Below are 22,836 nucleotides of genomic sequence, written 5' to 3' on the forward strand. Positions count from 1 at the left end.
CAGGTGGTTATCATGCGCGACTTTGCCCCCACCATTCTCACGGCCACCCCCTCCTACTCCCTGCACCTGGCCGAGGCGGCCGAAGACATGGGGGTATCATTTAAGGATCTGAGCTTTAAGTTCGGCATTTTCGGCGCTGAACCCTGGTCCGAGAACATGCGAAAGGAAATCGAGGAAAAGCTCAATCTCTCGGCCGTGGATATCTACGGGTTAAGCGAAGTGCTCGGCCCCGGGGTTTCCATAGAATGCCACGAGGCCAAAAACGGCCTGCACATTGCAGAAGATCATTTTATTGCCGAGATCATCGATCCGGTCACCGGAGAAGTGCTGCCCTACGGCGAAACCGGGGAACTGGTGCTGACCTCCATCACCAAGGAAGCCTTTCCGGTTATCCGCTACCGCACCCGGGACATCACCAGCTTAAATCCCGAACCCTGCGTTTGCGGGCGCACCATGGTCCGAATGGACAAAATCAGCGGCAGAACCGATGACATGCTCATTATCCGGGGTGTGAACGTGTTTCCCTCCCAGATCGAAAGCGTGCTCATGGAAATCGATGGCGTGGAGCCCCATTACCAGATGGAAGTGGACCGCAAAGACAACCTGGACACCGTCACGGTCCGGGTGGAAGTCAGCCAGCAGATGTTTTCCGACGAGGTCAAGGAACTCCAGCGCTTTGAACAGCGCATTGAAAACGATATCAAGGAACTGCTGGGCATATCCGTGGATGTCAAGCTCGCAGAACCCAAAAGCATTGCCCGAAGCGAAGGCAAGGCCGCCAGGGTCATTGACAGACGAAAGATTTAGCATCCACCCCAAATGCAGAATAAGGAGAGATCCATGCAAGCCGAACAGATTTCGATTTTCCTGGAAAACAAAGCCGGCCGCCTCTCGGAAGTGACCGGGATTCTTTGGCAGAATCAGGTCAACATCCGGGCCCTGGCTGTGGCCGACACAACCGATTTCGGCGTGCTGCGCCTGATTGTCGACGACAATGCCAAAGCCGAGCAGGTGCTGAAAAATGCCGGATTCACGGTACGTAAAACCAAAGTGGTTGCCGTGGAGGTCGCAGACCAGCCCGGCGGGCTCCACAGCATCCTGGAAATGCTCTACAAAGCCGGCATCAACGTGGAATACATGTATGCCTTTGTCCGCCAGAGCGGGGACAATGCCGTGATGATCTTCCGGTTTGACCAGCCGGAACAGGCCATTGACGTACTTTCCCAAAACGGGGTGACCATTGTGGAAGGCGCGCGGCTCTATACCATGTAGCCGGCAATGAAAACGCCCCGAAACCATTTCACAGAAAAGGAGCCCGATCATGCGCTTTGTCAAAAAATACAGCCCGGTTTTGCTGGCCGCAGCCCTGCTGGCTGCAGTTGTTTTTGCATCGGCTTTCCCGGCCCTGGCCGAGTCCGGGAAGAAAACATGGAAAATCGGCGGGATATTTTCAGTTACCGGACCTGCGTCTTTTCTCGGCGATCCGGAAAAAAAATCCATGGAACTGGCTATTGAAGAAATCAATGCCGCAGGCGGCGTTGACGGCCGGATGCTGGAAGCCGTTATCTATGACACCGAGGGAGATCCGTCAAAAGCTGTATCGGCCGCAGGCAAGCTCATCAACAAAGACCGGGTGACGGCCATTGTCGGCCCAAGCCTCACACCCACCACCCTTGCCGTGGTCCCCATGATCAATCGGACGCAGCTGCCGTTTGTCAGCTGTGCCGCCGGCAACAAAATCGTGGAGCCCATCAAGCCATGGGTATTTAAAACCGCCCAGAGCGATATTCAGGCTGTTGCAGCCATCTACAAGCATATATCACAAAAGGAAATTGACAAGGTGGGCATTCTCACCGTGTCCAATTCGTTTGGTGAAAGCGGCAGGGAACAGCTAATAGCACAGGCAGAAAATTTCGGCATTACCGTGGTGCGCAAGGAAAGCTTCGGCGCCGGGGATACGGACATGACATCCCAGCTCACCAAGATCCGTCAGGAAAAAGCCGGGGCCCTCATCTGCTGGGGAACCAATCCGGGCCCGGCGGTTGTGGCCAAAAACGTCGAGCAGCTCGGCATTGACATTCCGCTCTACCAGAGCCACGGTGTGGCCTCTCCGAAATTCATTGACCTGGCCGGAGATTCAGCCGAAGGCATACTGCTGCCAACCGGCAAGATCCTCGTGGCCGATCTGCTGCCGGATGATGACCCCCAGAAGCAGGTGCTGACCGATTACATTGACGCCTATGAAAACAAGTATGACGAAACGGTTTCCGGATTCGGCGGATATGCCTATGATGCGGTTTATCTGCTGGCCCGTGCCATGGAAGGCACCGGCGGGGACAAGGAAAAAATCCGTGAAAACCTTGAAAACATAAAAGGCCATGTGGGCATCAGCGGGGTATTTTCCTTCAGCCAAACCGATCACAACGGCCTGGACCCGTCGGCTTTTGTCATGGTGCGCATTACCGACGGCAAGTGGCAGCTTGTGAAATAACCCGCCAATCCGGGAAAAAGCCCATGCAGGAACTTTTGCAATACCTGTTTTCAGGCATGACCAACGGGGCTGTGTACGCGGTGATTGCCCTGGGGTTTTCCATGCTCTACAGTTCCACGGACCTGATTAATTTCGCCCACGGGGAATTTGTCATGCTCGGGGCCCTGTGCATGGTCAGCCTGACAGCAGGTGCGGGGCTCGCCCTGGTACCCGCGTTTTTTGTCACCGTGGCGGCGGTCGCCGCGGCAGGGATGCTTTTTGAACGACTGGCCATCCGGCCGGTACGGCATCCCGAACCCATTGTGCTGATTATCATTACCGTGGGGGCCTCGATCTTTCTGCGGGGCACGGGCATGCTTATCTGGGGAAAGGATGCCCACAGCATGCCGCCGTTTCTCGACATTGCCCCCATTGACATCGCAGGCGCGCGCCTGCTGGCCCAAAGCGTCTGGATTCTTGTGATTGTCACCGCGCTTGCCGCCGGCCTGCACCTGTTTTACAAAAAAACACTCACCGGAAAAGCCATGACCGCCTGTGCGGTAAATAAAAAAGGGGCATGGATCGTCGGAATCCCATTTAAGTGGATGGTGCTGCTGGCATTCGGCCTGTCCACCGGCCTGGGGGCCGTGGCCGGGGCCAGCATCGCTCCGATTACCATGTCGAGCTACGACATGGGCACCATCCTGGGACTAAAAGGGTTCTGCGGGGCCATGCTTGGCGGCCTGGGCAGCCTCTGGGGGGCGATTTTAGGCGGCTTTCTGCTCGGAATCCTCGAGGCCATGGGTGTGGGGTTTGTCTCCTCGGGATTTAAAGATGCAACCGCCTTTCTGCTGCTTTTGCTGGTACTCTATGTCCGGCCCCAGGGCATTTTGGGCACGGCCGAGGTCAAACGGTTTTAACATGGACGATAAATATCTGCCCGCAATCTATACAGGCTTTGCCCTTGGCATCGCTTTTCTGGGATGGCGCATTGATAATGCCTATTATCTGCAGCTGCTGATTTTCATCGGCTTAAACACCTTGCTGGCCCTTTCCCTGAACATGCTCATGGGCTATGCCGGCCAGATATCCCTGGGACATGCGGCTTTTTACGGCATTGGCGCGTATGTGACCGCAATACTGACCACCACTTACCAAGTGCCGCCCCTGCTGGCCCTTCCGGCCGCTGTTGGTGCAGCCATGGTGATCGCCTGGATCGTCGGCATGCCCACTCTGCGGCTTTCCGGATATTACTTGGGCATGGGAACCCTGGGATTCGGCATGATCGTTCACATCGTGCTCCGGGAATGGAGCAGTGTAACCGGGGGCGCATCCGGATTTGTGGGGATCCCGCCCCTGGAGCTCGGCCCGGTTGAATTTACCTCCAACAAATCCTACTTCTTTCTGGTATGGGCGGTGGTGCTGGCAGTAATCATCCTTTGCCGGCGCATCATCGACTCCCGGGTGGGCCGGGCCCTTTGTGCGATCCATGACGGGGAAAAGGCCGCGGCCGCCGTGGGAGTCAACACCCGGCGCTTAAAGCTCCAGGTATTTGTTTTAAGTGCGGGAATTGCCGCTCTGGCCGGGTTTCTCTACGCCCACCTGGTGTTTTTCATCAGCCCGGGCAGCTTTGGCTTCATGGCTTCAATCAAAATTGTGACCATGGTGGTCATCGGCGGGATGGCCAGCATCTGGGGAGCGCTTTTCGGCGCTTCGCTTCTCACCCTTTTGCCGGAATGGCTCCATGCCTTTTCGGAATTCGAGATGGTGGTATACGGCCTGATCCTCATGGTCGTGATGATTTTCATGCCCCGGGGGCTGACCCGGGGACTGATGGACATTTATGAACGGTACCGCAAAACCCATGACCGGCAGTGACCCCATACTGGAAATCCGTGACGTGGACAAGGCCTTTGGCGGCGTCCAAGCCCTGGACCGGATCGGCTTTGCCCTGGAAAAAGCCTCGATCACCGGATTGATCGGCCCCAACGGCGCGGGCAAGACCACTTTGTTTAATGTGATCACAGGAATATTTGCCCCGGATGCTGGCGACATACGCTTTGCCGGTCAATCCATTGAAAATCTGGAAGTCCACCAGCGGGTCTCCCTTGGCATTGCCCGCACATTTCAGAACGTGGAGCTTTTCGAAAGCATGACCGCGATGGAAAACATTCTGGTGGGCCTATATACCCGGACCCGGGCGGGTATGATCCAAAGCATGCTGCGCCTGCCCCGCACCCGGCAGGAGGAAGCCCGTGGCCGGGACCAGGCCATGGAACTTTTAAATTTTGTGGGGCTCCAGGACTACGCAGGCCGCAAAAGCGGGGATTTGCCCTTTGGATGGCAGCGAATGCTGGAAGTGGCCCGGGCCATGGCAGCACAACCGCGCCTGCTGCTGCTCGATGAGCCGGCAGCCGGATTAAACATGTCAGAAACCGGCCATCTCGGAGAACTGGTCAAAGAAATCCGCAACCAGGGTATCACAATTCTGCTGGTGGAGCATGACATGAGCCTAACCATGTCCATTTCCGATCAGATCGTGGTGCTTGACCAGGGCAGAAAAATCGCCGAAGGCCCTCCGAGGGCGATTCAGGAAGATGAGGCGGTCATGGCGGCCTACCTGGGCAAAAAAACAAACCCGACAAACGATTGACAATTCCCTTATGCTGCGCATTCGCAATCTCAAATGTTTCTACGGTCGGATCATGGCGGTCAAGGGCGTGAGCCTGTCGGTCAACCCCGGGGAAATCATCTGCCTGATCGGCGCCAACGGCGCGGGAAAAACCACTCTGCTTTCAGCCGTGTGCGGCCTGCTGGCCGACTGGACCGGGCAGATCGATTTTGAAAAAAAAAGCATAAAAGGCCTGGAGCCCCCGGCCATCGTGCGCGCTGGCATCAGCCTGGTGCCGGAGGGACGGCAGATTTTTGCACCGCTTTCCGTGTTCGACAATTTAAGACTCGGTGCCTATACCATGTACAAAAAAAAGGCCCATGCAGCCGTACAACAGGATCTGGAATCGGTCATGGAGCTGTTTCCTATTCTGCGGCAGCGACAACGGCAGCCGGCAGGCACCCTTTCGGGCGGAGAACAGCAGATGCTGGCCATTGCAAGGGCGCTGATGGCCCGGCCCAGGCTCCTGCTGCTCGATGAACCCTCCATGGGACTGGCTCCCATGGTGGTGGAAAAAATCCTGGAAGTGATTTCCCTGCTGCGCTCCCGGGGCCTGACCATCGTTTTGGTGGAGCAAAATGCCCTGGCTGCCCTGGAAGTCTCGGACCGGGGCTATGTATTTGAGACCGGAGCCGTGGTGCTCCAGGGCGAGGCCGGTGAACTGCTGGCGGACAAGGATGTCAAACGCGCCTATCTGGGCAAGGATTATGGAGATTTTTACGATGCCGGATGATCCCTTTTTTCAGCTCTCAGCCGAAGAAAAACAACAGGTACAGTTAGAGCGGCTGCAAAGCACGTTAAACCGGGCCTGCCGCCATGTGCCCTTTCATGCCAACCGACTCGGCGTACTGGGCATGGAACCCTCGGACATCTCCGCCCTGGCCGACATTGCCCGCCTGCCCTTTATGGAGCGGGCGGATTTCAGCGAGCATTATCCCTATGATCTGTTTGCCGTGCCCTTGCGAGACATTGTGCGGATTCATACAGCCCCGGGCACAACCCGCAATCCCACGGTCAGCGGCTATACAGCACAGGACCTGGACCACTGGCGCCACATTCTGGGCCGGGCTCTTCGCACAGCAGGCATAGGGGCCAATGATATCCTCCAGATTGCCCTGAATCCGGGCCTGGCCAACTGGGGACGGGATTACAAGGACGGGGCCGAAGCCATCGGGGCCAGCGTGATTCCCAACACCCCGCTTTCAGTGGAAAAACAGCTGATGGTGCTGCGCGACTACAAGACCACAGTGCTGATCACCACCCCGGCCATGGCCGGCCACCTGGCCGATTACACGGCGGAAAAAGGTATCGGGCCGGCATCGCTTTCCCTGCACACCCTGGTTTTGTGCGGGGAATTCATTGACCCGGCGTTTCGAAACAGCATTGAAACCCGGCTGCATGTGCGCACATGGCTGCACTACGGGTTAAGCGAAATCCCCGGGCCGGCGGTTGCCTTTGAATGCCGGAGCCACGGCGGACTCCACATCCAGGAGGATCATTTCCTGGCTGAAATCATTGACCCGGAAACCCGGGAGGTGCTTTCGCCGGGCGGCACCGGGGAACTGGTGCTCACCACCCTGACTACCCGGGCCTTTCCCCTGATCCGTTTTAAAACCGGTGACCGTGCCCGGTTACTGGAAGATCCCTGCTCGTGCGGCAGCACTCTTGTGCGTATGAAATGGGATTCAGAGCGCACAGACGATATCATGAACATCGATGGAGTCAATGTCCACGGCAATCAGGCGGGATTTCACCTCAAAGAAATGATGGGGATGGATCCGCGGCGGGTTTCTTACCGGGTGGCGCATCAACAGGGCCGCAAGGTCCTGGAAGTGCTCATGGAAATGAACGATGCCATATTTTCCGATGAAATTAAGGAACTGGAACAGCTGCTGCGTCGGTCTGAAAACCGGCTCCGGGAAAACCTCGGCGTACCCGTGGCCATCCGCTTGGTGGAGTCAAAGGGATAAACAACAGGGGCAAGAGAGGCCCCTGCCCCCGAAAAATTGATTTATTCCACAATTTCATGGGATTTAATCACCACTTTCAACCCGTCGGGAAGGCCTTCGGGGACTTCAGAGCCGGTCTGGGCGGAGTAAAAGGCCACTTCCTCAAATTCAAATTCTTCCTCGGCACCAGCCGCCAGATAATTGATCACGTCTATTTGATTGGGCATTTTGTCCACGTCACTGACAAACCAGGTTGCGTTGATGATCTGATCGCCGCAGGATTCACACCTGCCGGTGACCTCCACGTTTTTGACATCCACATCACCGGTGTTGGCAATGGTGCCGCTGGCATCAATCACATAGGAAAGGTCACTGTCTTTTCGGATTGAAAATTCAGAATCCACAATCTCAAGACTGGCCTGTTTTTCCTCCTTGGTGCATCCGAGCAAACACAATCCTCCCACCAGGATCGACAAAACACTGAACCCAACGTATTGCAACCTTGTCCGCATCTTTTCCTCCCTGTCTGCTTCATGAAAATTTTTCCCGACACACCAAAATGGATGAAATACTAAAACAAAATTCTTCCAAATCATCAAGCCCTTTTTATATATCACTCAAACCGAGTGTTTCAAATTTTGAAACCCTCAGTTCAGGTATCAGGAAAGCCCCTTGGGACCCGCTTGTGCGTATACGATTTTTTCTTGCATTGAAAACAAACAGTGAGTTATTATAAAATTGATCTATTCTAAAAACACCATTACAATTCTTGTCAATACTTGCAACAATTCACCACAAGAGGTTGGCCATGAAAAAACAACTCACCGTTGCGCTGGCATGGATGGCAATTGTCCTGATTTCCTCGGCCGGCAGCGCTGCCGGGGCAAACATGCTTTACAACGGGGGCTTTGAAGGACCAGTCGAAAGTGGACAGCCCAAGGGTTGGAAGACAACGATCAACCGGAACACAACGGCTGAAATCAGCCTGGATTCAAGAGAGAAGTACAGCGGGCAGCAATCCTTGAAAATTGCCATCACCCCGCCGGGTGGCCGGGTCATCGTATACCTGGATAAAGCCGGGGCAGCTCCCATCACCCCGGGATCGACCTATGAGGCCTCCTGCTGGATCAGGACCCAAAACCTGGACTACAACCGTTTCCACGAGGCCCCGGCGTTCCGGTTAAACTTCCGCCCCCAGCGCATCCGGCCCGGCAAGCTTGTAGATCTGATCAACAAGCTGCAGGGCACTTCAGGCTGGGTACAAATTTCCCAAAAAGCCACGGCCCTGGAAAACAGTAGCCGCATCCACCTGGATTTTGTGCTCACCAGCGGCACCATCTGGATTGATGATGTCGAAGTCCGCCGGGTCCAATAACCCCGGGCTATAATTGATAAACTCATAAAAAGCAAATTTTTACTCCAGCATGTTCTTGCGCATCTGATCGATGACCGCCGGCCGCAGCCCGGCCTTGCCTACCAGGTAATCCACAGCCGTGCCGTATGTGTCTGTCAGGTAATCAATCACGCCCACAATGCATTGCCGGGGCGCAGTCAGGTATGGAAACAGCCGGTCCGGGGAACCGGCCATTTCCGTTGTGGTGCGAAAGTCATAGACCCGCTGGATGCCCATCCGGCCCAAAAGGTCCAGATCCGGGTCAGTGAGCCTTGACAGGCCGTCTGCCCGAAAGGCCCTGCCCCATTTCACCCGTTGCCCGTCGGTTGTTTCATAGCCCCCGATGTCCCGAAAATTGACCGCTCCATCCAAATGCACCCGCCTGGCTGCGGTGATCATGCGATGGTTTCCGGCATCAAGCTCGAAATAGTACCGCAGATCCGGGTCCAGGCCGCTTACCTGCGCGCAGCCGTCTTTGGAGCGGACAACCGATTCGGACCTGTCAATGGCTTCCGGGTGCGTGCCCGCATAAACCGATATGTCTGCATTTTCTAACAGGTTGCCAGCAGATACGAACGATATTTCCATCCAGCGCCTGTACCGCGGCATCCAGCAAAATTTTTCCCTGTTTGTTCATATCCGCCCCGCCTGCTTTGCAATCCGGCCGGCCGGCAAAAAAACAGCCGGCTTGTGCCATGTTGTTTGTATGAACCGATTTTATTACCATAGCCTGCAACAGCCCGGCAGACAAGGACAAAACACCAATGCCGCCGGCAATGGAGCCATGGATTTATCCGCCGGGTTTTGTTATAGAGGTGCCATGCAGACTTCAAACACAGACAAAGCCTTGCCGCCGCCTTTTTACCGGCCGGATCCCCTTGTGCCCATATTGTTTATCTCCCTGATCTTCTTTATGACCTTTCTGGCCCGGGTGATGTTTTCGCCCCTGATGCCTAGCATTGAAACGGAAATGAACCTGAGCCATGCCCAGGCCGGATCCATGTTTTTGATCATGTCCATCGGCTATTTCTTCGCCCTGGCCGGCTCGGGCTTTATTTCCGCGCGGATTTTTCACCGGTTTACCATCGCGGCCGCAGCCAGCGGGGCGGGTATGGGCCTGCTTCTGGTGTCTGTGTCCCATGAGTACTGGCAGCTGCAGGCATCCATATTCATCCTGGGCATGGCCGCCGGAACCTACCTGCCCTCCGGCATCACCTCCCTGACAAACATGGTGGATGCCAGAAACTGGGGAAAAGCGGTGTCAATCCACGAAATGGCTCCCAATCTGGCTTTTGTGACCGCCCCGGTAATCGCCCAGTTTTTCCTCTATTTCACTTGGCGCACCATGCCCGCGGCAACCGGTGCGGTCTGCCTGCTGCTGGGTGCAAGCTTTGCCATTTGGGGCAAAGGCGGGGATTTTCCGGGAAAACCGCCCGGGGTCGAAGCTATACGGGACCTGGCGGCCACCCGGGCATTCTGGCTCATGGTGCTGTTGTTTGCAGTGGCCATCAGCAGTACCATGGGACTTTATACCATGCTGCCGCTTTACCTGATAAAGGAACTTGAGGTTTCTCAAGGCTTTGCCAATTCCCTGGTCGCTTTGTCCCGGCTGCCCGGGGTGGCAATGGCGCTGGCCGCGGGCTGGGCCGTTGACAGATTCGGCCCCAGGCGAACCATCATCCTGATGCTGGGTCTTACCGGCATGGCCACCATCGGCATCGGGGTTTGCAAAGATCCGGGGCTGGCCACCGGCCTGATTATCGCTCAGGCCGGACTTTCCACGGGCTATTTTCCCGCAGGCTTTGCCCTGCTGTCTGCCATTGCCCCTGCCAAACACCGCAACGTGGCTATCTCGCTTGCCATTCCCCTGGCTTTTGTCTACGGCGGCGGCATTGCCCCGGCCATCATCGGCATTACAGGAGATGCCGGATCATTTGCCGCAGGCATCGTGCTTGTGGGTGTCCTGATCTGCCTTGGAGCAATTCTGCCAATTTTTTTCAAAAATTAAAATACTTGCGAGCCGGTTGCACAGGATTGCCCGGAAACCGTTCCGGGAAATAGTGCTTGACTCAAAATTTGCTTTTTCTTAGCATAGTGCTTTCAAAAGTGGTTTTGGAGGGCATCAGGCTCAAAACCATTTAATCGTTGCGGTAAAACGGCTGAACCACAATTGAGCAACCTCAACCAACCCCGGAGCAAGCCATATGAAAATCAACAAATCCAGACAAATCGTTGAAGACGCGTTAAATCACGCCGGCATCACCATAGGGGGAGCCAATCCCTGGGATATGCAGGTGCATAACGAAGAACTCTTCGACCGGGTGGTGCGCGACGGGGAGCTGGGCGTGGGCGAATCCTACATGGACGGATGGTGGGACAGCCCTGCCCTGGACCAGTTTTTCGACCGCGTATTCCGGGCCAATCTGCAGCAGTACTTCAGGGACAACTGGAAAGCCACCATGCACCTGTTAAAGGCCCGGCTGCTAAACCTGCAGAAAAGCGAGCGGGCCTACACAGTGGGCAAACAGCACTATGACGTGGGAAACGAACTGTACCGGGACATGCTCGATTCCCGCATGGCTTATACCTGCGGATACTGGAGCGGAGGTGCCTGCGATCTGGACGAAGCCCAGGAAGCCAAGATGGAACTGATCTGCCGAAAAATCGAACTTGAACCCGGAATGAAGGTTTTGGACCTGGGATGCGGCTGGGGATGCTTTGCCAGGTATGCAGCGGAAAAATACGGCGCCGAAGTGACCGGCGTCACGGTCTCCCAGCAGCAGGTAGACCTGGCAAACCGCATGTGCGAGGGACTTCCAGTCAATATTTATCTCGACGACTACAGAAACGCAACAGGCACATACGACCGGGTGGTTTCCATCGGCATGATGGAGCACGTGGGCTACAAAAATCACCGGACCCACATGGAAGTGGCTGACCGGTGTTTGAAAGACGACGGCATTGCTCTGATGCACACCATCGGCGGCAATGTCAGCATCACCATCGGCAACCCCTGGACCACCACCTATATTTTCCCCAATAGCATGCTGCCCTCGATTGCACAGCTGGGCGCGGCCATGGAAGACATTTTCGTGATGGAGGACTGGCACAACTTCGGCCCGGATTATGACAAGACCCTCATGGCCTGGCATGACAATTTTGAAAAATCATGGCCCAAACACAAAAACGATTATAGCGATCGCTTCTACCGGATGTGGAAATTCTATCTGCTCAGCTCTGCCGCGGCTTTCCGCTCCAGATCCATCCAGCTGTGGCAGATCGTCATGACCAAGCCCGGCCGGGCCCAGCCCGACTGCCGGCTTAAGTAAAACCCATGATTCAGGCCGAAGTCATTGTCGTGGGCGGCGGTCCGGCCGGCGCCACCTGCGCGTGGGAATTAAAAAAGCACGGCATAGACGTCCTGATTGTCGACAAGCAGCCGTTTCCCAGACCCAAGCTGTGCGCCGGCTGGATCACGCCCCGGGTCATGGCCGATCTGGACCTGACCCCGCAAGATTACCCGCACAGAATTCTGACCTATCGCAGCATTGTTTTTCACTTCAAAGGCGTTCCAATGCCGGTGCCCACCTGCCAGTACTCCATCCGCCGGGTTGAATTCGATGATTTTCTGCTCAGGCGCGCAGACGTGCCCGTATTTTCGCACCAGGTCCAAAAAATCCGCCAGAGCGGCGACAAATACATCATTGACGACAAATTTCAGTGCACCTGGCTTGTGGGCGCAGGCGGCACCCATTGTCCGGTTTACAAATTCCTTTTTGCCCGGATCCATCCCAGGGATCCAAAACAATGCATTGCCACCGCGGAAAAGGAATTTGCCTGGCACTGCAAAGACCGCCAGTGCCGGCTGTGGTTTTTTGACAAGGGCCTTCCGGGCTATGCCTGGTATGTGCCCAAACAAAAAGGATATCTCAACATCGGCATCGGCGGCAAGCTCAACGCCCTGAAAAAACGCGGACAAAACATCAACGCCCATTGGCTCGATTTTGTGGAAAAACTTTCCCGCAAGGGCCTGGTCTGCGGCCGGCGGTTTTCTCCCAGGGGCCATATCTATTATCTTCGGGGAGATACAAAAAACACCCGCAACAAAAACGCGTTGCTTATCGGAGATGCAGCCGGCCTTGCAACCTGCGACATGGGCGAGGGCATCGGCCCGGCCGTTGAAAGCGGAAAAATCGCAGCCCGGTCCATTGCCACCGGCCAACCCTTTTGCCTGGCGCCGGTTACCCGCTGGAGCCTCCCCCAGATCCTGGCAGGTCCATGGATCGCCAAAAAAATACACCTTTGATCCGCTGACAGCCCTGAACTGAAAAAAACATTTCTTTTTGATTTTTGTCTGCCTTTTTGCAACAACGCTGGATAAACTCATAAAAACTGTTTAAAATTTAATCCACGCACTGTTCAATACTCAAATACAAGGGTCTCTTTGCGTCCATAAGAACAAATCCTTACATTATTGAAAAATCGTAGAATTCGGCTGTTTTTCACTCAAAAGCCGGACTGCAGAGAACAAAAAGGAGGCCGAGACATGAAATGCCAGAATTGCGGAGCTGAAATCAGCACAGACCAGGCCATGGAAGCACGGGGGCAGACCGTATGCGAGGACTGTTATATCGACATGGCGGCCAAGCCCAAAACCTGTGATCCATGGGCGGTCTACAGCGCCAAAAATCTGGAAAAAACCGGCACAGGACCGGATCTGACACAAAACCAGTCTGCCATTGTGGATTATCTCAAAAAAAACGGCCCCACACCCCCGGAAAAACTGGCCCGGGACATGGGTCTGACCATGGATGAGTTTGAACGGGAAATGGCGCCGCTACGACACATGGAAAAGGTGCGCGCCCAGCTTCAGCAGGGCGCAAAGGTTATCTGCCTGTGGTAAAAAAACGCTGCCCCCCGGCTGTAATCTGCCGGGGAGCAGCGCTGTAAAGCAGGCTTGCACCCCTTTGGGCTAGGGATTGGGATAAGCATCCAGGTGCTTGCTCACCGCGCTGCCCAGCCAGGCAATGACCGCCCCCAGGTGGCGCATGTTTTTGATACCCTCGGCATCATCTGCCACATCGCCCTTGTCAAAGCCCATGCCCATGTTCCAGTAGGTGGAGCCGGGCACAATCATCTGGGACATCAGAAACATATGATTGATGGAATCAAAAACATGCACCGCCCCGGCCCGCCGGACAGCGGCCACAGCCGCGCCGATCTTGCCGCGCAGCAGCACCCCGTTTGCCTGGGACACCAGCCCGGCGCGGTCCACAACCGCCTTTAATTCGGCGCTCACGTCTGTAAAATACGTGGGCGATCCCATGATCAGGGCGTCTGCCCGGACGATTTTTTCCATGATCTCGTTGAACATGTCTGTTTCCACGGCGCAGCGCTGGTTTTGATTTTCAAAGCACTTGTAGCAGGCAATGCAGCCGCGGATTTCCCTGCCGCCCGCCCGGACCAGTTCGGTTTCCCACCCGGCCCTGGAAACGGGGGCCAGGACCTCCTTTAACAGATATTCCGTATTGCCGTCTTTTCTCGGGCTTCCGCTGATTGCCAGTGCGTACATGATACCTCCACAATGTTATCTCTATTTGGTTTTTGCGCTTTGAAACCGCCTTTTTCCCGCTGCAAAGCGCGCCTTGCAAACATGCCGGAATGCGGTTACGTTTGTTTTGTTATGGATCCGCGCAGAAAAAAGATCCATATCTTGTTCAAAATAAGACAGACATGCAGGCGGGGCAACGATTTCCTTTCAAACCCGACAAATCCAAGGGGGAGTGTTATGAGTGCCAAAAAAATTTTAATGCTCGTGGGCGATTTTGTGGAGGACTACGAGGCCATGGTGCCTTATCAGGCACTGCTGATGACGGGCCACCATGTGGATACGGTCTGTCCCGGAAAAAAATCCGGGGATTCGGTTCGCACCGCCATTCATGACTTTGAAGGTGATCAGACCTACAGCGAAAAGCCCGGGCACAACTTTGCCCTTACAGCGGATTTCGACAGCATCCGGCCCGGGGATTACGATGCGCTGGTCATACCCGGCGGCCGCGCGCCTGAATACATCCGGTTAAACAAAAATGTACTGGAAATTGTCCGCCATTTTGACGAAGCCGGCAAGCCCATTGCCGCCATCTGCCACGGGGCCCAGGTGCTGGCGGCCGCCGGCATCCTGAAAGGCAGAACCTGCTCGGCCTACCCGGCCGTGGGACCGGATGTCACCCTTTCGGGCGGAACATATGCAGACATCCCGGTGGATCAGGCCAACGTGGACGGCAACCTGGTCACTGCCCCGGCCTGGCCGGCCCATCCCCAATGGCTGGCAAAATTTCTCGAAGTGCTGGGCACAAAAATCCAGGCCTGATGCGTCAGTCAACCGGAAAAAGGAGCGATAAAACGTAGACCAGGTTACGAAACCCGCCGGCGGCAGGACAAAATTGTACAAAAGTGAACCTATCCCCTGCTGCCGGCAGCCAACTCTTCAAACTCCCGGTCAAATTCACCAATCCGATGCTCCCAGCTGTATCGCCTCATGTGTGCAGCCAGCGCCCGCCGCTGATCGTCGTATGCCCGGGGACGGCAAAGCATGTCCCCGAGCTTTTCCACAAGCCCTTCAAAGCTGTCATACAGGCAAAGCCGGTGCAGGTCCGCCGGGATAATTTCCGGGTAAACCAGCCTGTTTGGGACCAGGGGCAGGCACCCGAAGCGTGCGGCTTCCACCACGGAAATGCCGAAATTTTCCTGGATGGCCGTGCTGACCACCACAGTACCCCGTGCCAGCCATTGCAGGTATCGGCCCTTGTCTTCCACGTGACCGAACTGCCGAATTCTGCCGCCCAGGCGGCTGCGCGCGGCTGCAAACACCCAGGGTGTTTTTTCATATGCCCGGCCGAGCACGGCCACCTCAAAATCCACGCCCGTTTGGGCCACCTGTTCCAGGGCAGCAAAAAACATCTCCGGCTGCTTGTCAAATTCCCAGCGATGGTTCCAGATGACCAGGGGCGGATCCTGGCCGGCTGTTTGGAGGGCGTGGCTGTCCGGGGGATCTGCCGGAAACCGGCAGCCGGGATAACAGACGCCGGATTTGGCCCGGATCTGATCCACCACCCAGGAAGGCCGGAAATCCGGCATCCTGTTCAGCAGTTCAGGCACATGATGAAAAAAATCCGTCAAATGGGTCCGGGAATTAAACAGCGCCCGGTCAGCAGCCAGGGCGGTGGTGATGTCCGTGAAGGCAAAATGCAGGTCCCGGCTTTCGCCCGGGGCCACCGGGTAGGTAAGCTGATTTTCATGAAAATAGACAATAGCCGGGGGGCAGCGGCCCCGGCACAGCATGCGGAAGTCGGCCAGGCTCATCAGCGCCGGACAAATCATGGCGTCATAAGCCCCGGGATCGCTGATCCGGCGTATAAAATGCAGGGCCGCCCCGCGCATCCGCCATTTCCAGAACCGCTCCGGCATGGTGCGCAGATCAATCACATGGCGGGAATGCCGGCACAGGCCGTCGGCAAAATCCCGGTGAGATCCGCCGTAAAAAGGTTCCAGGAAAAGCAGCTTCATGGGGGTTATGAAAAATCAGGGCGGTTGCTGCGGGCAAAAATCATCTGCCCCTCGTCCACATCCAGATCCCGGGCAATGACACTGCACTTGGCCTTGAGCAGGAAAAATACCGGATAGGGGCTCGCGGAAAGGGCCTCATAATTGCCCTGCCCCTTGCTGATTTTCAGCCAGGGCTGGTTGAGCAGGTCCAGAAAATCCGAAGTGCACGTGGACAGAACAGTGCCCGGGGCATCGGTGCCGGAAGAGACAATATCGGCCACGCGGTCAATGCCTGCGGCAAGCGCGTCCTCCATTGTGGCGTCATTAATAATGGGCGCCTGGCGCACCACGTATGTCACCGGCCTGGGCAGCTGCTCGATGAGCACCCGGTCAAACACGCATTCGCCGGCATTGTCCCCGATATACAAAATCCGCTCGGTTTTTTCCAGTTGCGCCAGAAACGCGTCCATATCAAATACCGCAAACTCGTTTTCCAGCATCTGATCCACTTCCCTTTCAATGGCATAGGAAGCGTTGACCCCGCAGTCAATCACGTTACCGGCCGCAGCAATCCGGACAGCGGCACTCAAAGCATTGTCCGCGGCCGCCACCATCTGTTTCATGACCGGGTACAGGGCCAGGGCATTGGCCGTATTTTCCGCCTTGACCTGCTGGTATGGATCGGCATTGCCCGAAACCTCCCGGATGATTCGGTAAACCTCCCTGCCGGTTTCCGGCGGGGAGCTGTCCATGGGGATTTGCGGGATCAGTTCCGCCACCGCATTGATCACCCGGCGCGTTTTTTGATCATCCAGGCCCATGAACCGGCAGGCCCGCAGGGCCTGGCTCAGAAAACAGGGCATGCATGCAAAATAGGTTTTCATTATATGTGACCCTTGCTGGGTTGCAAAAAAAAACCGGTTTTCAAAGCCGAACATCAAATTCCGGTTCCATGCAAGTCTTGTTCTGGAATAACAGAAAGCCGCACCGGGCAAAATCATTTTTTTGCCAACTTTACCCGGCCCGGCACTTATTGCTTGACCCGCACCTGGATCTTTTTTAGAAACCCCGGTAGGCATTGCAACGCCTGCTGTTTTTTTCCAGGAGATCCGAATTTGAACCCAAACGCTTCACATGCCCGGCAAAGGCCATCCAACAGGCCGCTGTGGAACCTACGCACCAAGGTAATGATTATCTTTCTGGTGCTGGCCCTGGTCCCGCTGATGGTTATCGGTTGGTTTTCCCTGCAGATCACCGAAAAGCTCATTGTGAGCATGGTCATGCGGCAGCTGGAAAACGCGGCAACAGACAAGACCGCCATTCTCGAGCGCTGGCTCGATGAGCGCAAGGCCGACATGGAAGTCATGGCCGGCACCTCCCTGGTCCGGTCCATGGATGCACAGCGTATCCAACCCTATCTGGATCTGATCCGCAAAAAATACGAGGTGTATAAAAACCTCACGGTGGTGGCCGCAGACGGCCGCCTGGTTTGCAACAGCGGCACCCGCCCGCTGCAGCCCCCGCCTGAACCGGCGGCTTCGGATACAACCCTTCGGATATCAAAGATCACCTATGCCCCCCGACAGCATGAGTCCTCATTTTACGTGTCCGCCCCGATTTTTGCGCCAAACAGTGAAAAAAGGGCCGGCACCATCTACGGCCAGGTGGGCACCAACAAGATTATTTTCTTTATCCTCAATATCTTTCTGGGAGAAACCGGGGAATGCTACCTGGTCAATGAAGACGGGCAGTTTCTAGCCCACAAGGAGCCCCGCCGGATTCTATCGGAAAACATTTCCCAGTCAGAGAGTTTCAAAAACATCTTTGAAAAAAGGGACAGGGAAAAAGCCTACCTGGACTACCGGGGCATCGAGGTGCTGGGCACTTCCATGAACGTTGCCGGCACAGACTGGTATATTGTTGTGGAACAGGACAGAAAAGAGGCCTTTGAAAGCGCCAGCACCCTCAAATCCATCATCTACCTGACGATTTTTTTGTGCATCGGCTCGGCCCTGGCCCTCACCTGGATGATCTCCTATCACATCGTGGGCCCGATCCGGCGCTTAAGCCGGTATGCCGACATGATCGCCGATTCCAAAACTGATCAGCCCATTGTGAAAACCACCCGCAAGGACGAAATCGGGATGCTCTACCGGGCCTTTGAGCACATGCATGCCAATCTGCAGCAGCGGCACCATCATCTCCGGGAAAAAGTGGGCTTAAAGGATGCCCAGCTCAGGGAAACCGACATCATGCTGGAAAAAACCCGGCGCATGGCCGAGCGGTCTGAAAAATTCGCCGCCATGGGGCGCATGGGCGCGGCCGTGGCCCATGAGATCCGCACCCCCCTGACATCGCTGAAGCTGTATCTGGAATCCGCCCAGGAACAGATCGCCAAAAGCGCGGAAGATCAGGAGGATTTCCGGATTGCAATGAAACAGGTCAACCGGATTGAATCCTCCATCAACCGGTTCCTCGATTTTGTCAAACCCGAGGAACTGGTCTTTTCCGTCATTGATGTCACCGTGCTCATCGAGGATGTGCTATACATGATCCGCCCCCTTGCCAACCGCCAGGAATGCCGCCTGGAAACCCGCATGCAGGATCATCTTCCCGCGGTTTTCGGGGACAGAAAGCTGCTGGCCGAGGCCCTGGTCAACCTCATGGTCAATTGCCTGGAGGCCATGGAGGAGCAAGGCACCCTGAGCGTATCAGCGAAAACCGACCGGTTTGCGCAAAACAATCAGACCGTCGCCTGCGTGCGCATCGACGTGCAGGATACCGGCTGCGGCATTTCCGAAGAACAGATGGAACACCTGTTTGAGCCCTTTTACACCACCAAGGCGGCCGGCACGGGACTGGGCCTGCCCCTGGTGCTCAACACCATACAGAGCCACGGCGGCACCATCGGGGTGCAGAGCACACCCGGGGCAGGCACCGCATTTCGCCTGTATATCCCCATTGAATCCAGTTATTCGGCGGACAAGGACCATGGACAAGATACTGCTCATTGATGACGACGAAGGCCTGATCCATTTTCTGAGCCGGTTTTTTCAGAGAAAAGGATATGCGGTCACTGCCTGCGCAACCGGCCGGCAGGCCATTGAGACCATCGGGCGGCAGGACTTTGACCTGATTCTGCTTGATTACAAGATGCCGGAACTCAACGGGCTTGACACCCTTTCGGAAATCCGGGGCATTGCGGTCAAAACCCCGGTAATTCTCATGACCGCTTACGGCACCACCAACCTGGCCATCGAGGCCATGAAGCGCGGGGCCTATGATTACCTGGTCAAGCCTTTTGAAAAAAAGGACCTGACCGGCATCGTGTCCGAGGCCCTGCAGGTCAGCCGGCAGATGAAGCAGATTGTCCGGTTTCCGGCCGCCTCTGCTGACCAGCAGCAGCCCGCGGACAGCCGCGACAGCCTGCAGATGATCGGCTCCAGCCGCCAAATGCAGGAAATTTACAAGCTCATCGGCCAGGTGGCGGAAAAGGACGTGTCTGTGTTGATTACCGGTGAAAGCGGCACTGGAAAGGAACTGGCCGCCCGGGCCATTTACCATCACAGCCAGCGCAAGGAAAAACCCTTTATCGCCGTCAACTGTGCCGCCATTCCCGAATCCCTGTTTGAAAGCGAGCTGTTCGGACATGAGCGCGGCGCCTTCACCGGTGCGGAGCGGACCTATATCGGAAAATTTGAGCGATGCCACAAGGGCACCCTGTTTCTCGATGAAATCGGGGAAATGTCGCCGCCCCTGCAGGCCAAGCTGCTGCGGGCCCTGCAGACAGGGGAAATTGAAAGGCTTGGCAGCGGCCAGCCCATCACCGTAGATGTGCGCATCATTGCGGCCACCAACAAGGACCTGGAAGCCGAGGTCCGGGCCGGCCGATTCAGGGAAGACCTGTACTGGCGGCTGAAGGTCATTTCCCTGGACCTGCCCGCCCTGCGGCAGCGAAAGCATGACATCGCCGAGCTGGCGCAATATTTCCTGGCCCGGTTTGCCACGGAATACGACCGGCCCGGCTGTTATATATCCGAATCAGCCCTTCGGAAGCTCAAAGACTATCACTGGCCCGGAAACGTCCGGGAACTGGAAAACTGCGTGCGTCGGGCAGTGCTGCTGTGCACCGGCGGGGTGATTTCCGAAGGCAGTCTCATGATTCCCAATGCCGACGCTGATGCCCCGCCTCAAAACATGAACCGTGAACAGCTCATTGACCGGCTCAAGGAAAAACTCGAAGAAATCCTGCCCGATATTTTCCGGATTTCCGAGCAGGACATTCACGCCAATATCATCGAAATCGTGGAAGAAACCCTGATCCGCAAAGCCCTGGAAGAATGCGGCAACAACCAGGTCAAGGCGGCCGAAATGCTGGGCATCAGCAGAAACACCCTCCGGCACCGGATCAAAAAACAAACCCAAAAGGAAAACCAGGAACCCGAAGGTGAGTAAAACCGCTCCCGCAGATTTGTGCAAAAACTACCCCTGCTGTTCAAAATTTATACAAATCCCGCAAAGACCCGCAGCCTCCGGATTGCCCGCCTGCCGCATACCAAATTTGCCTGTATTGCCAGGGCCTGATGCCTTTATTCAACCACATAAAAGTTCTTTTTTTTCTGAGCTGCAAACCTTTTCATAATTATTTTATTTAATTTCAAAAGGTTACCATAGACCACCATAAACTCCGCATTCTGGCATGCCCCCTGCATCCTCCTTTGGGCAAAAACGGATCATCGGACAATAATGATGATGGACTCGTAAAAGTCGATTTTCAGATGGTTCGCATGCAAACAAGGAGGGCTCCCATGTATACCCAGCACACATCCGGCCGCAAAACCGGACCCAAAGACGGTTTCCAAAACACCGCTGTATCGGCAAACCTGGAAAAAATCCGGCGCCAGGGCCTGGAAATCCGGGAACGCATTGATGAAGTCCTGATGATGTGCGATCGGGACAACCCCGTGTATGAACAGATCAGCAGCTTCGGCATCTGCCTCTACATCCTGGGATATTTTGACTGCCCGGATCTGATGGCAGTTGATGACATTGACGCCGGTGAGGCCGGCAGAATCCTGCAAAATGATTTTTTCCCGGTGCGGGCCGCTGACATCGCCGCAGACTATAATATCCTGGAATGCCCTGAAAGATATCTCCTGGTAGTGGGCGACCCCCTTTTTCCGGCGCACTTTGCCGTGCCCGTTGATTTTCAGCGCCAGAGACCGTTTTTTTCCAAGCTTGCCTTTTTCGGCAGCGGGTTTGACCGCCTTGCCGAACTCATGGCGGGATTTTCAGGCATCGACGGTATCGGGGAAAGCGATTTCCAATATTTTCAAAAAAAGCCCCACGGTGCCATCGCCTCTGCATCCATGGGCAAGATCTATATTGTCAAATAACCCATAACCTTACCCGGAACCATTTTTTATTTTCAAGGAGGCCAGTGAATGTCGGTAATCCAAAGCGTTATTGAAAAAGTCAAACACACAGACCCCGGCCAGAAGGAGTTTCATCAGGCCGTTACCGAGGTGCTCGAAACCCTTGAGCCCACGGCTGAAAAGCATCCGGAATTTGTAAAGGCCGGGATTTATGAGCGGATCGTGGAACCTGAAAGGGCGGTTTTATTCCGTGTTCCCTGGATGGATGACAGGGGAGAAGTTCATGTCAACCGCGGCTTCCGGGTTCAGTTCAACAATGCCATCGGCCCGTTTAAAGGCGGCATCCGTTTTCATCCCTCGGTCAATTTAAGCATCATCAAGTTTCTGGGCTTTGAACAGGTTTTTAAAAATTCACTGACCACCCTGCCCATGGGCGGCGGCAAGGGCGGCTCTGACTTTGACCCCAAGGGCAAGAGCGACAATGAAATCATGCGTTTCTGCCAGGCCTTTATGCGGGAATTGTGCCGGCACATCGGCCCGGAAACCGATGTCCCGGCCGGTGACATCGGCGTGGGGGCACGGGAGATTGGCTATTTGTACGGATATTACAAAAAGCTTCGCAACGAGCATACCGGCGTGCTCACCGGAAAGGCCCTGGAATACGGCGGCAGCCTGATCCGGCCCGAGGCCACCGGCTACGGCACCGTCTATTTTGCCGCTGAAATGCTGGCCACCCGGGGCCTGGATTTCAAGGACAAAACAGTGGCTGTCAGCGGATCGGGCAACGTGGCCCAGTTTGCCATTGAAAAGGTCAATGAATTGGGCGGCCGGATTGTTTCGGTTTCGGATTCTGCCGGAACGGTCATCGATGAAAAAGGTATTGACAACGACAAGAGCTGCTATCTCATGGAGCTCAAAAACGTCCACCGGGGGCGGGTGTCCGAATACGCGGACAAATACAAGACCGTCTGCTTTGAAGGAAAGAGTGTCTGGGATGTGATCCGTGAACAGGAGATCAAGGTCGACATTGCCCTGCCGTGCGCCACCCAGAATGAAATCGATGCCCAAAACGCCGAGGCCCTGATCAAAAACGGGTGCATGTGCCTGGCCGAAGGCGCCAACATGCCCTCCACCCCGGAAGCCATAACAGTCTACCAGGACAATGGCATTCTTTATGGTCCGGGAAAAGCGGCCAATGCCGGGGGCGTGGCCACCTCGGGCCTGGAAATGAGCCAGAACAGCCTCAAGCTTTCCTGGAGCCGGGAGGAAGTTGACCGCAGGCTGCAGACGATCATGAAAGACATCCACCAGTCCTGCCTGGATGCGGCAGAGGCCTACGGGAAAAAAGGCAATTACGTCATGGGCGCCAATATTGCCGGTTTTGTCAAGGTGGCCAAGGCCATGCTGGCCTACGGCGTGGTGTAATCCCAACT

23 protein-coding genes are annotated in these 22,836 nt (G+C 55.6%); 18 read left to right on the plus strand and 5 right to left on the minus strand.

Annotated elements, in window-relative coordinates; genetic code table 11:
- The 8 genes from R6U41_RS02690 to R6U41_RS02725 form a co-directional block, all read left to right on the plus strand.
- Positions 1–807 (plus strand): phenylacetate--CoA ligase family protein (locus R6U41_RS02690; RefSeq protein WP_410268290.1); only part of this gene is annotated, 807 nt, incomplete at its 5' end.
- Positions 808–840: 33 nt separating this feature from the next.
- Positions 841–1,272, plus strand: a complete 432-nt coding sequence (locus R6U41_RS02695; protein WP_410268291.1) for an ACT domain-containing protein — start codon at positions 841–843, stop codon at positions 1,270–1,272.
- Between the two features lie 49 nt (positions 1,273–1,321).
- Positions 1,322–2,491, plus strand: coding sequence for an ABC transporter substrate-binding protein (locus R6U41_RS02700; protein ID WP_410268292.1), 1,170 nt, complete (start codon positions 1,322–1,324; stop codon positions 2,489–2,491).
- Between the two features lie 23 nt (positions 2,492–2,514).
- A complete protein-coding gene (locus R6U41_RS02705; RefSeq protein ID WP_410268293.1) occupies positions 2,515–3,390 on the plus strand; it encodes a branched-chain amino acid ABC transporter permease in 876 nt (291 codons plus the stop codon).
- A gap of 1 nt (position 3,391) precedes the next feature.
- Positions 3,392–4,348 carry a branched-chain amino acid ABC transporter permease gene (locus R6U41_RS02710; RefSeq protein WP_410268294.1) on the plus strand — a complete coding sequence of 319 codons (957 nt, stop codon included), beginning with the start codon at positions 3,392–3,394 and terminating at the stop codon, positions 4,346–4,348.
- On the plus strand, positions 4,335–5,123 hold the full coding sequence (locus R6U41_RS02715) for an ABC transporter ATP-binding protein (protein WP_410268295.1): 789 nt from the start codon (positions 4,335–4,337) through the stop codon (positions 5,121–5,123). The genes R6U41_RS02710 and R6U41_RS02715 overlap by 14 nt, the downstream gene beginning before the upstream one ends.
- A 10-nt stretch (positions 5,124–5,133) precedes the next feature.
- Positions 5,134–5,874 (plus strand): ABC transporter ATP-binding protein, encoded by a 741-nt coding sequence (locus R6U41_RS02720; protein ID WP_410268296.1) that lies wholly within the window; start codon positions 5,134–5,136, stop codon positions 5,872–5,874.
- Positions 5,849–7,111 (plus strand): phenylacetate--CoA ligase family protein, encoded by a 1,263-nt coding sequence (locus R6U41_RS02725; RefSeq protein ID WP_410268297.1) that lies wholly within the window; start codon positions 5,849–5,851, stop codon positions 7,109–7,111. Before R6U41_RS02720 ends, R6U41_RS02725 begins: the two co-directional genes overlap by 26 nt.
- A gap of 41 nt (positions 7,112–7,152) precedes the next feature.
- On the opposite strand, the gene R6U41_RS02730 is transcribed toward R6U41_RS02725, so the two are convergent.
- The gene (locus R6U41_RS02730; RefSeq protein ID WP_410268298.1) at positions 7,153–7,602 is read right to left on the minus strand and encodes a hypothetical protein; all 450 of its coding nucleotides are present in this window, start codon (positions 7,600–7,602) and stop codon (positions 7,153–7,155) included.
- A 296-nt stretch (positions 7,603–7,898) separates the two neighbouring features.
- Between R6U41_RS02730 and R6U41_RS02735 the strand changes: the two genes are divergently transcribed.
- Positions 7,899–8,465 (plus strand): hypothetical protein, encoded by a 567-nt coding sequence (locus R6U41_RS02735; RefSeq protein ID WP_410268299.1) that lies wholly within the window; start codon positions 7,899–7,901, stop codon positions 8,463–8,465.
- Positions 8,466–8,504: 39 nt separating this feature from the next.
- Here the strand turns inward: R6U41_RS02735 and R6U41_RS02740 are convergent, their stop codons facing one another.
- The gene (locus R6U41_RS02740; RefSeq protein WP_410268300.1) at positions 8,505–9,071 is read right to left on the minus strand and encodes a tyrosine-protein phosphatase; all 567 of its coding nucleotides are present in this window, start codon (positions 9,069–9,071) and stop codon (positions 8,505–8,507) included.
- Positions 9,072–9,303: 232 nt separating this feature from the next.
- Between R6U41_RS02740 and R6U41_RS02745 the strand changes: the two genes are divergently transcribed.
- From R6U41_RS02745 to R6U41_RS02760, 4 genes are all read left to right on the plus strand, one after another.
- The gene (locus R6U41_RS02745) at positions 9,304–10,491 is read left to right on the plus strand and encodes an MFS transporter (protein WP_410268301.1); all 1,188 of its coding nucleotides are present in this window, start codon (positions 9,304–9,306) and stop codon (positions 10,489–10,491) included.
- A 196-nt stretch (positions 10,492–10,687) separates the two neighbouring features.
- Positions 10,688–11,812 (plus strand): cyclopropane fatty acyl phospholipid synthase, encoded by a 1,125-nt coding sequence (gene cfa, locus R6U41_RS02750; RefSeq protein WP_410268302.1) that lies wholly within the window; start codon positions 10,688–10,690, stop codon positions 11,810–11,812.
- Positions 11,813–11,817: 5 nt separating this feature from the next.
- On the plus strand, positions 11,818–12,789 hold the full coding sequence (locus R6U41_RS02755; RefSeq protein WP_410268303.1) for an NAD(P)/FAD-dependent oxidoreductase: 972 nt from the start codon (positions 11,818–11,820) through the stop codon (positions 12,787–12,789).
- 240 nt (positions 12,790–13,029) lie between these two features.
- Entirely contained in the window at positions 13,030–13,386 is a 357-nt protein-coding gene (locus R6U41_RS02760) for a hypothetical protein (protein ID WP_410268304.1), read from the plus strand.
- 69 nt (positions 13,387–13,455) lie between these two features.
- On the opposite strand, the gene R6U41_RS02765 is transcribed toward R6U41_RS02760, so the two are convergent.
- A complete protein-coding gene (locus R6U41_RS02765) occupies positions 13,456–14,055 on the minus strand; it encodes a flavodoxin family protein (protein ID WP_410268305.1) in 600 nt (199 codons plus the stop codon).
- Between the two features lie 216 nt (positions 14,056–14,271).
- Between R6U41_RS02765 and R6U41_RS02770 the strand changes: the two genes are divergently transcribed.
- Positions 14,272–14,853 (plus strand): DJ-1/PfpI family protein, encoded by a 582-nt coding sequence (locus R6U41_RS02770; protein WP_410268306.1) that lies wholly within the window; start codon positions 14,272–14,274, stop codon positions 14,851–14,853.
- Between the two features lie 89 nt (positions 14,854–14,942).
- Here R6U41_RS02770 and R6U41_RS02775 read toward each other — a convergent pair whose 3' ends face one another.
- Both R6U41_RS02775 and R6U41_RS02780 read right to left on the minus strand, forming a co-directional pair.
- On the minus strand, positions 14,943–16,049 hold the full coding sequence (locus tag R6U41_RS02775) for a DUF3524 domain-containing protein (RefSeq protein WP_410268307.1): 1,107 nt from the start codon (positions 16,047–16,049) through the stop codon (positions 14,943–14,945).
- A 5-nt stretch (positions 16,050–16,054) separates the two neighbouring features.
- Complete coding sequence (locus tag R6U41_RS02780) at positions 16,055–16,912, minus strand: damage-control phosphatase ARMT1 family protein (protein WP_410268308.1); 858 nt, start codon at positions 16,910–16,912, stop codon at positions 16,055–16,057.
- A 231-nt stretch (positions 16,913–17,143) separates the two neighbouring features.
- Between R6U41_RS02780 and R6U41_RS02785 the strand changes: the two genes are divergently transcribed.
- The 4 genes from R6U41_RS02785 (at position 17,144) to gdhA (ending at position 22,828) form a co-directional block, all read left to right on the plus strand.
- Entirely contained in the window at positions 17,144–19,042 is a 1,899-nt protein-coding gene (locus R6U41_RS02785) for an ATP-binding protein (RefSeq protein WP_410268309.1), read from the plus strand.
- The gene (locus R6U41_RS02790) at positions 19,020–20,483 is read left to right on the plus strand and encodes a sigma-54-dependent transcriptional regulator (RefSeq protein WP_410268310.1); all 1,464 of its coding nucleotides are present in this window, start codon (positions 19,020–19,022) and stop codon (positions 20,481–20,483) included. The genes R6U41_RS02785 and R6U41_RS02790 overlap by 23 nt, the downstream gene beginning before the upstream one ends.
- 353 nt (positions 20,484–20,836) lie before the next feature.
- Positions 20,837–21,424: a hypothetical protein gene (locus R6U41_RS02795; protein ID WP_410268311.1), complete on the plus strand. Its 588-nt coding sequence runs from the start codon at positions 20,837–20,839 to the stop codon at positions 21,422–21,424.
- 48 nt (positions 21,425–21,472) lie between these two features.
- A complete protein-coding gene (gene gdhA / locus R6U41_RS02800; RefSeq protein WP_410268312.1) occupies positions 21,473–22,828 on the plus strand; it encodes an NADP-specific glutamate dehydrogenase in 1,356 nt (451 codons plus the stop codon).
- Positions 22,829–22,836: the final 8 nt, after the last annotated feature.

Source organism: Desulfosalsimonas sp. (genome assembly GCF_046483245.1).
GTDB lineage: Bacteria > Desulfobacterota > Desulfobacteria > Desulfobacterales > Desulfosalsimonadaceae > Desulfosalsimonas.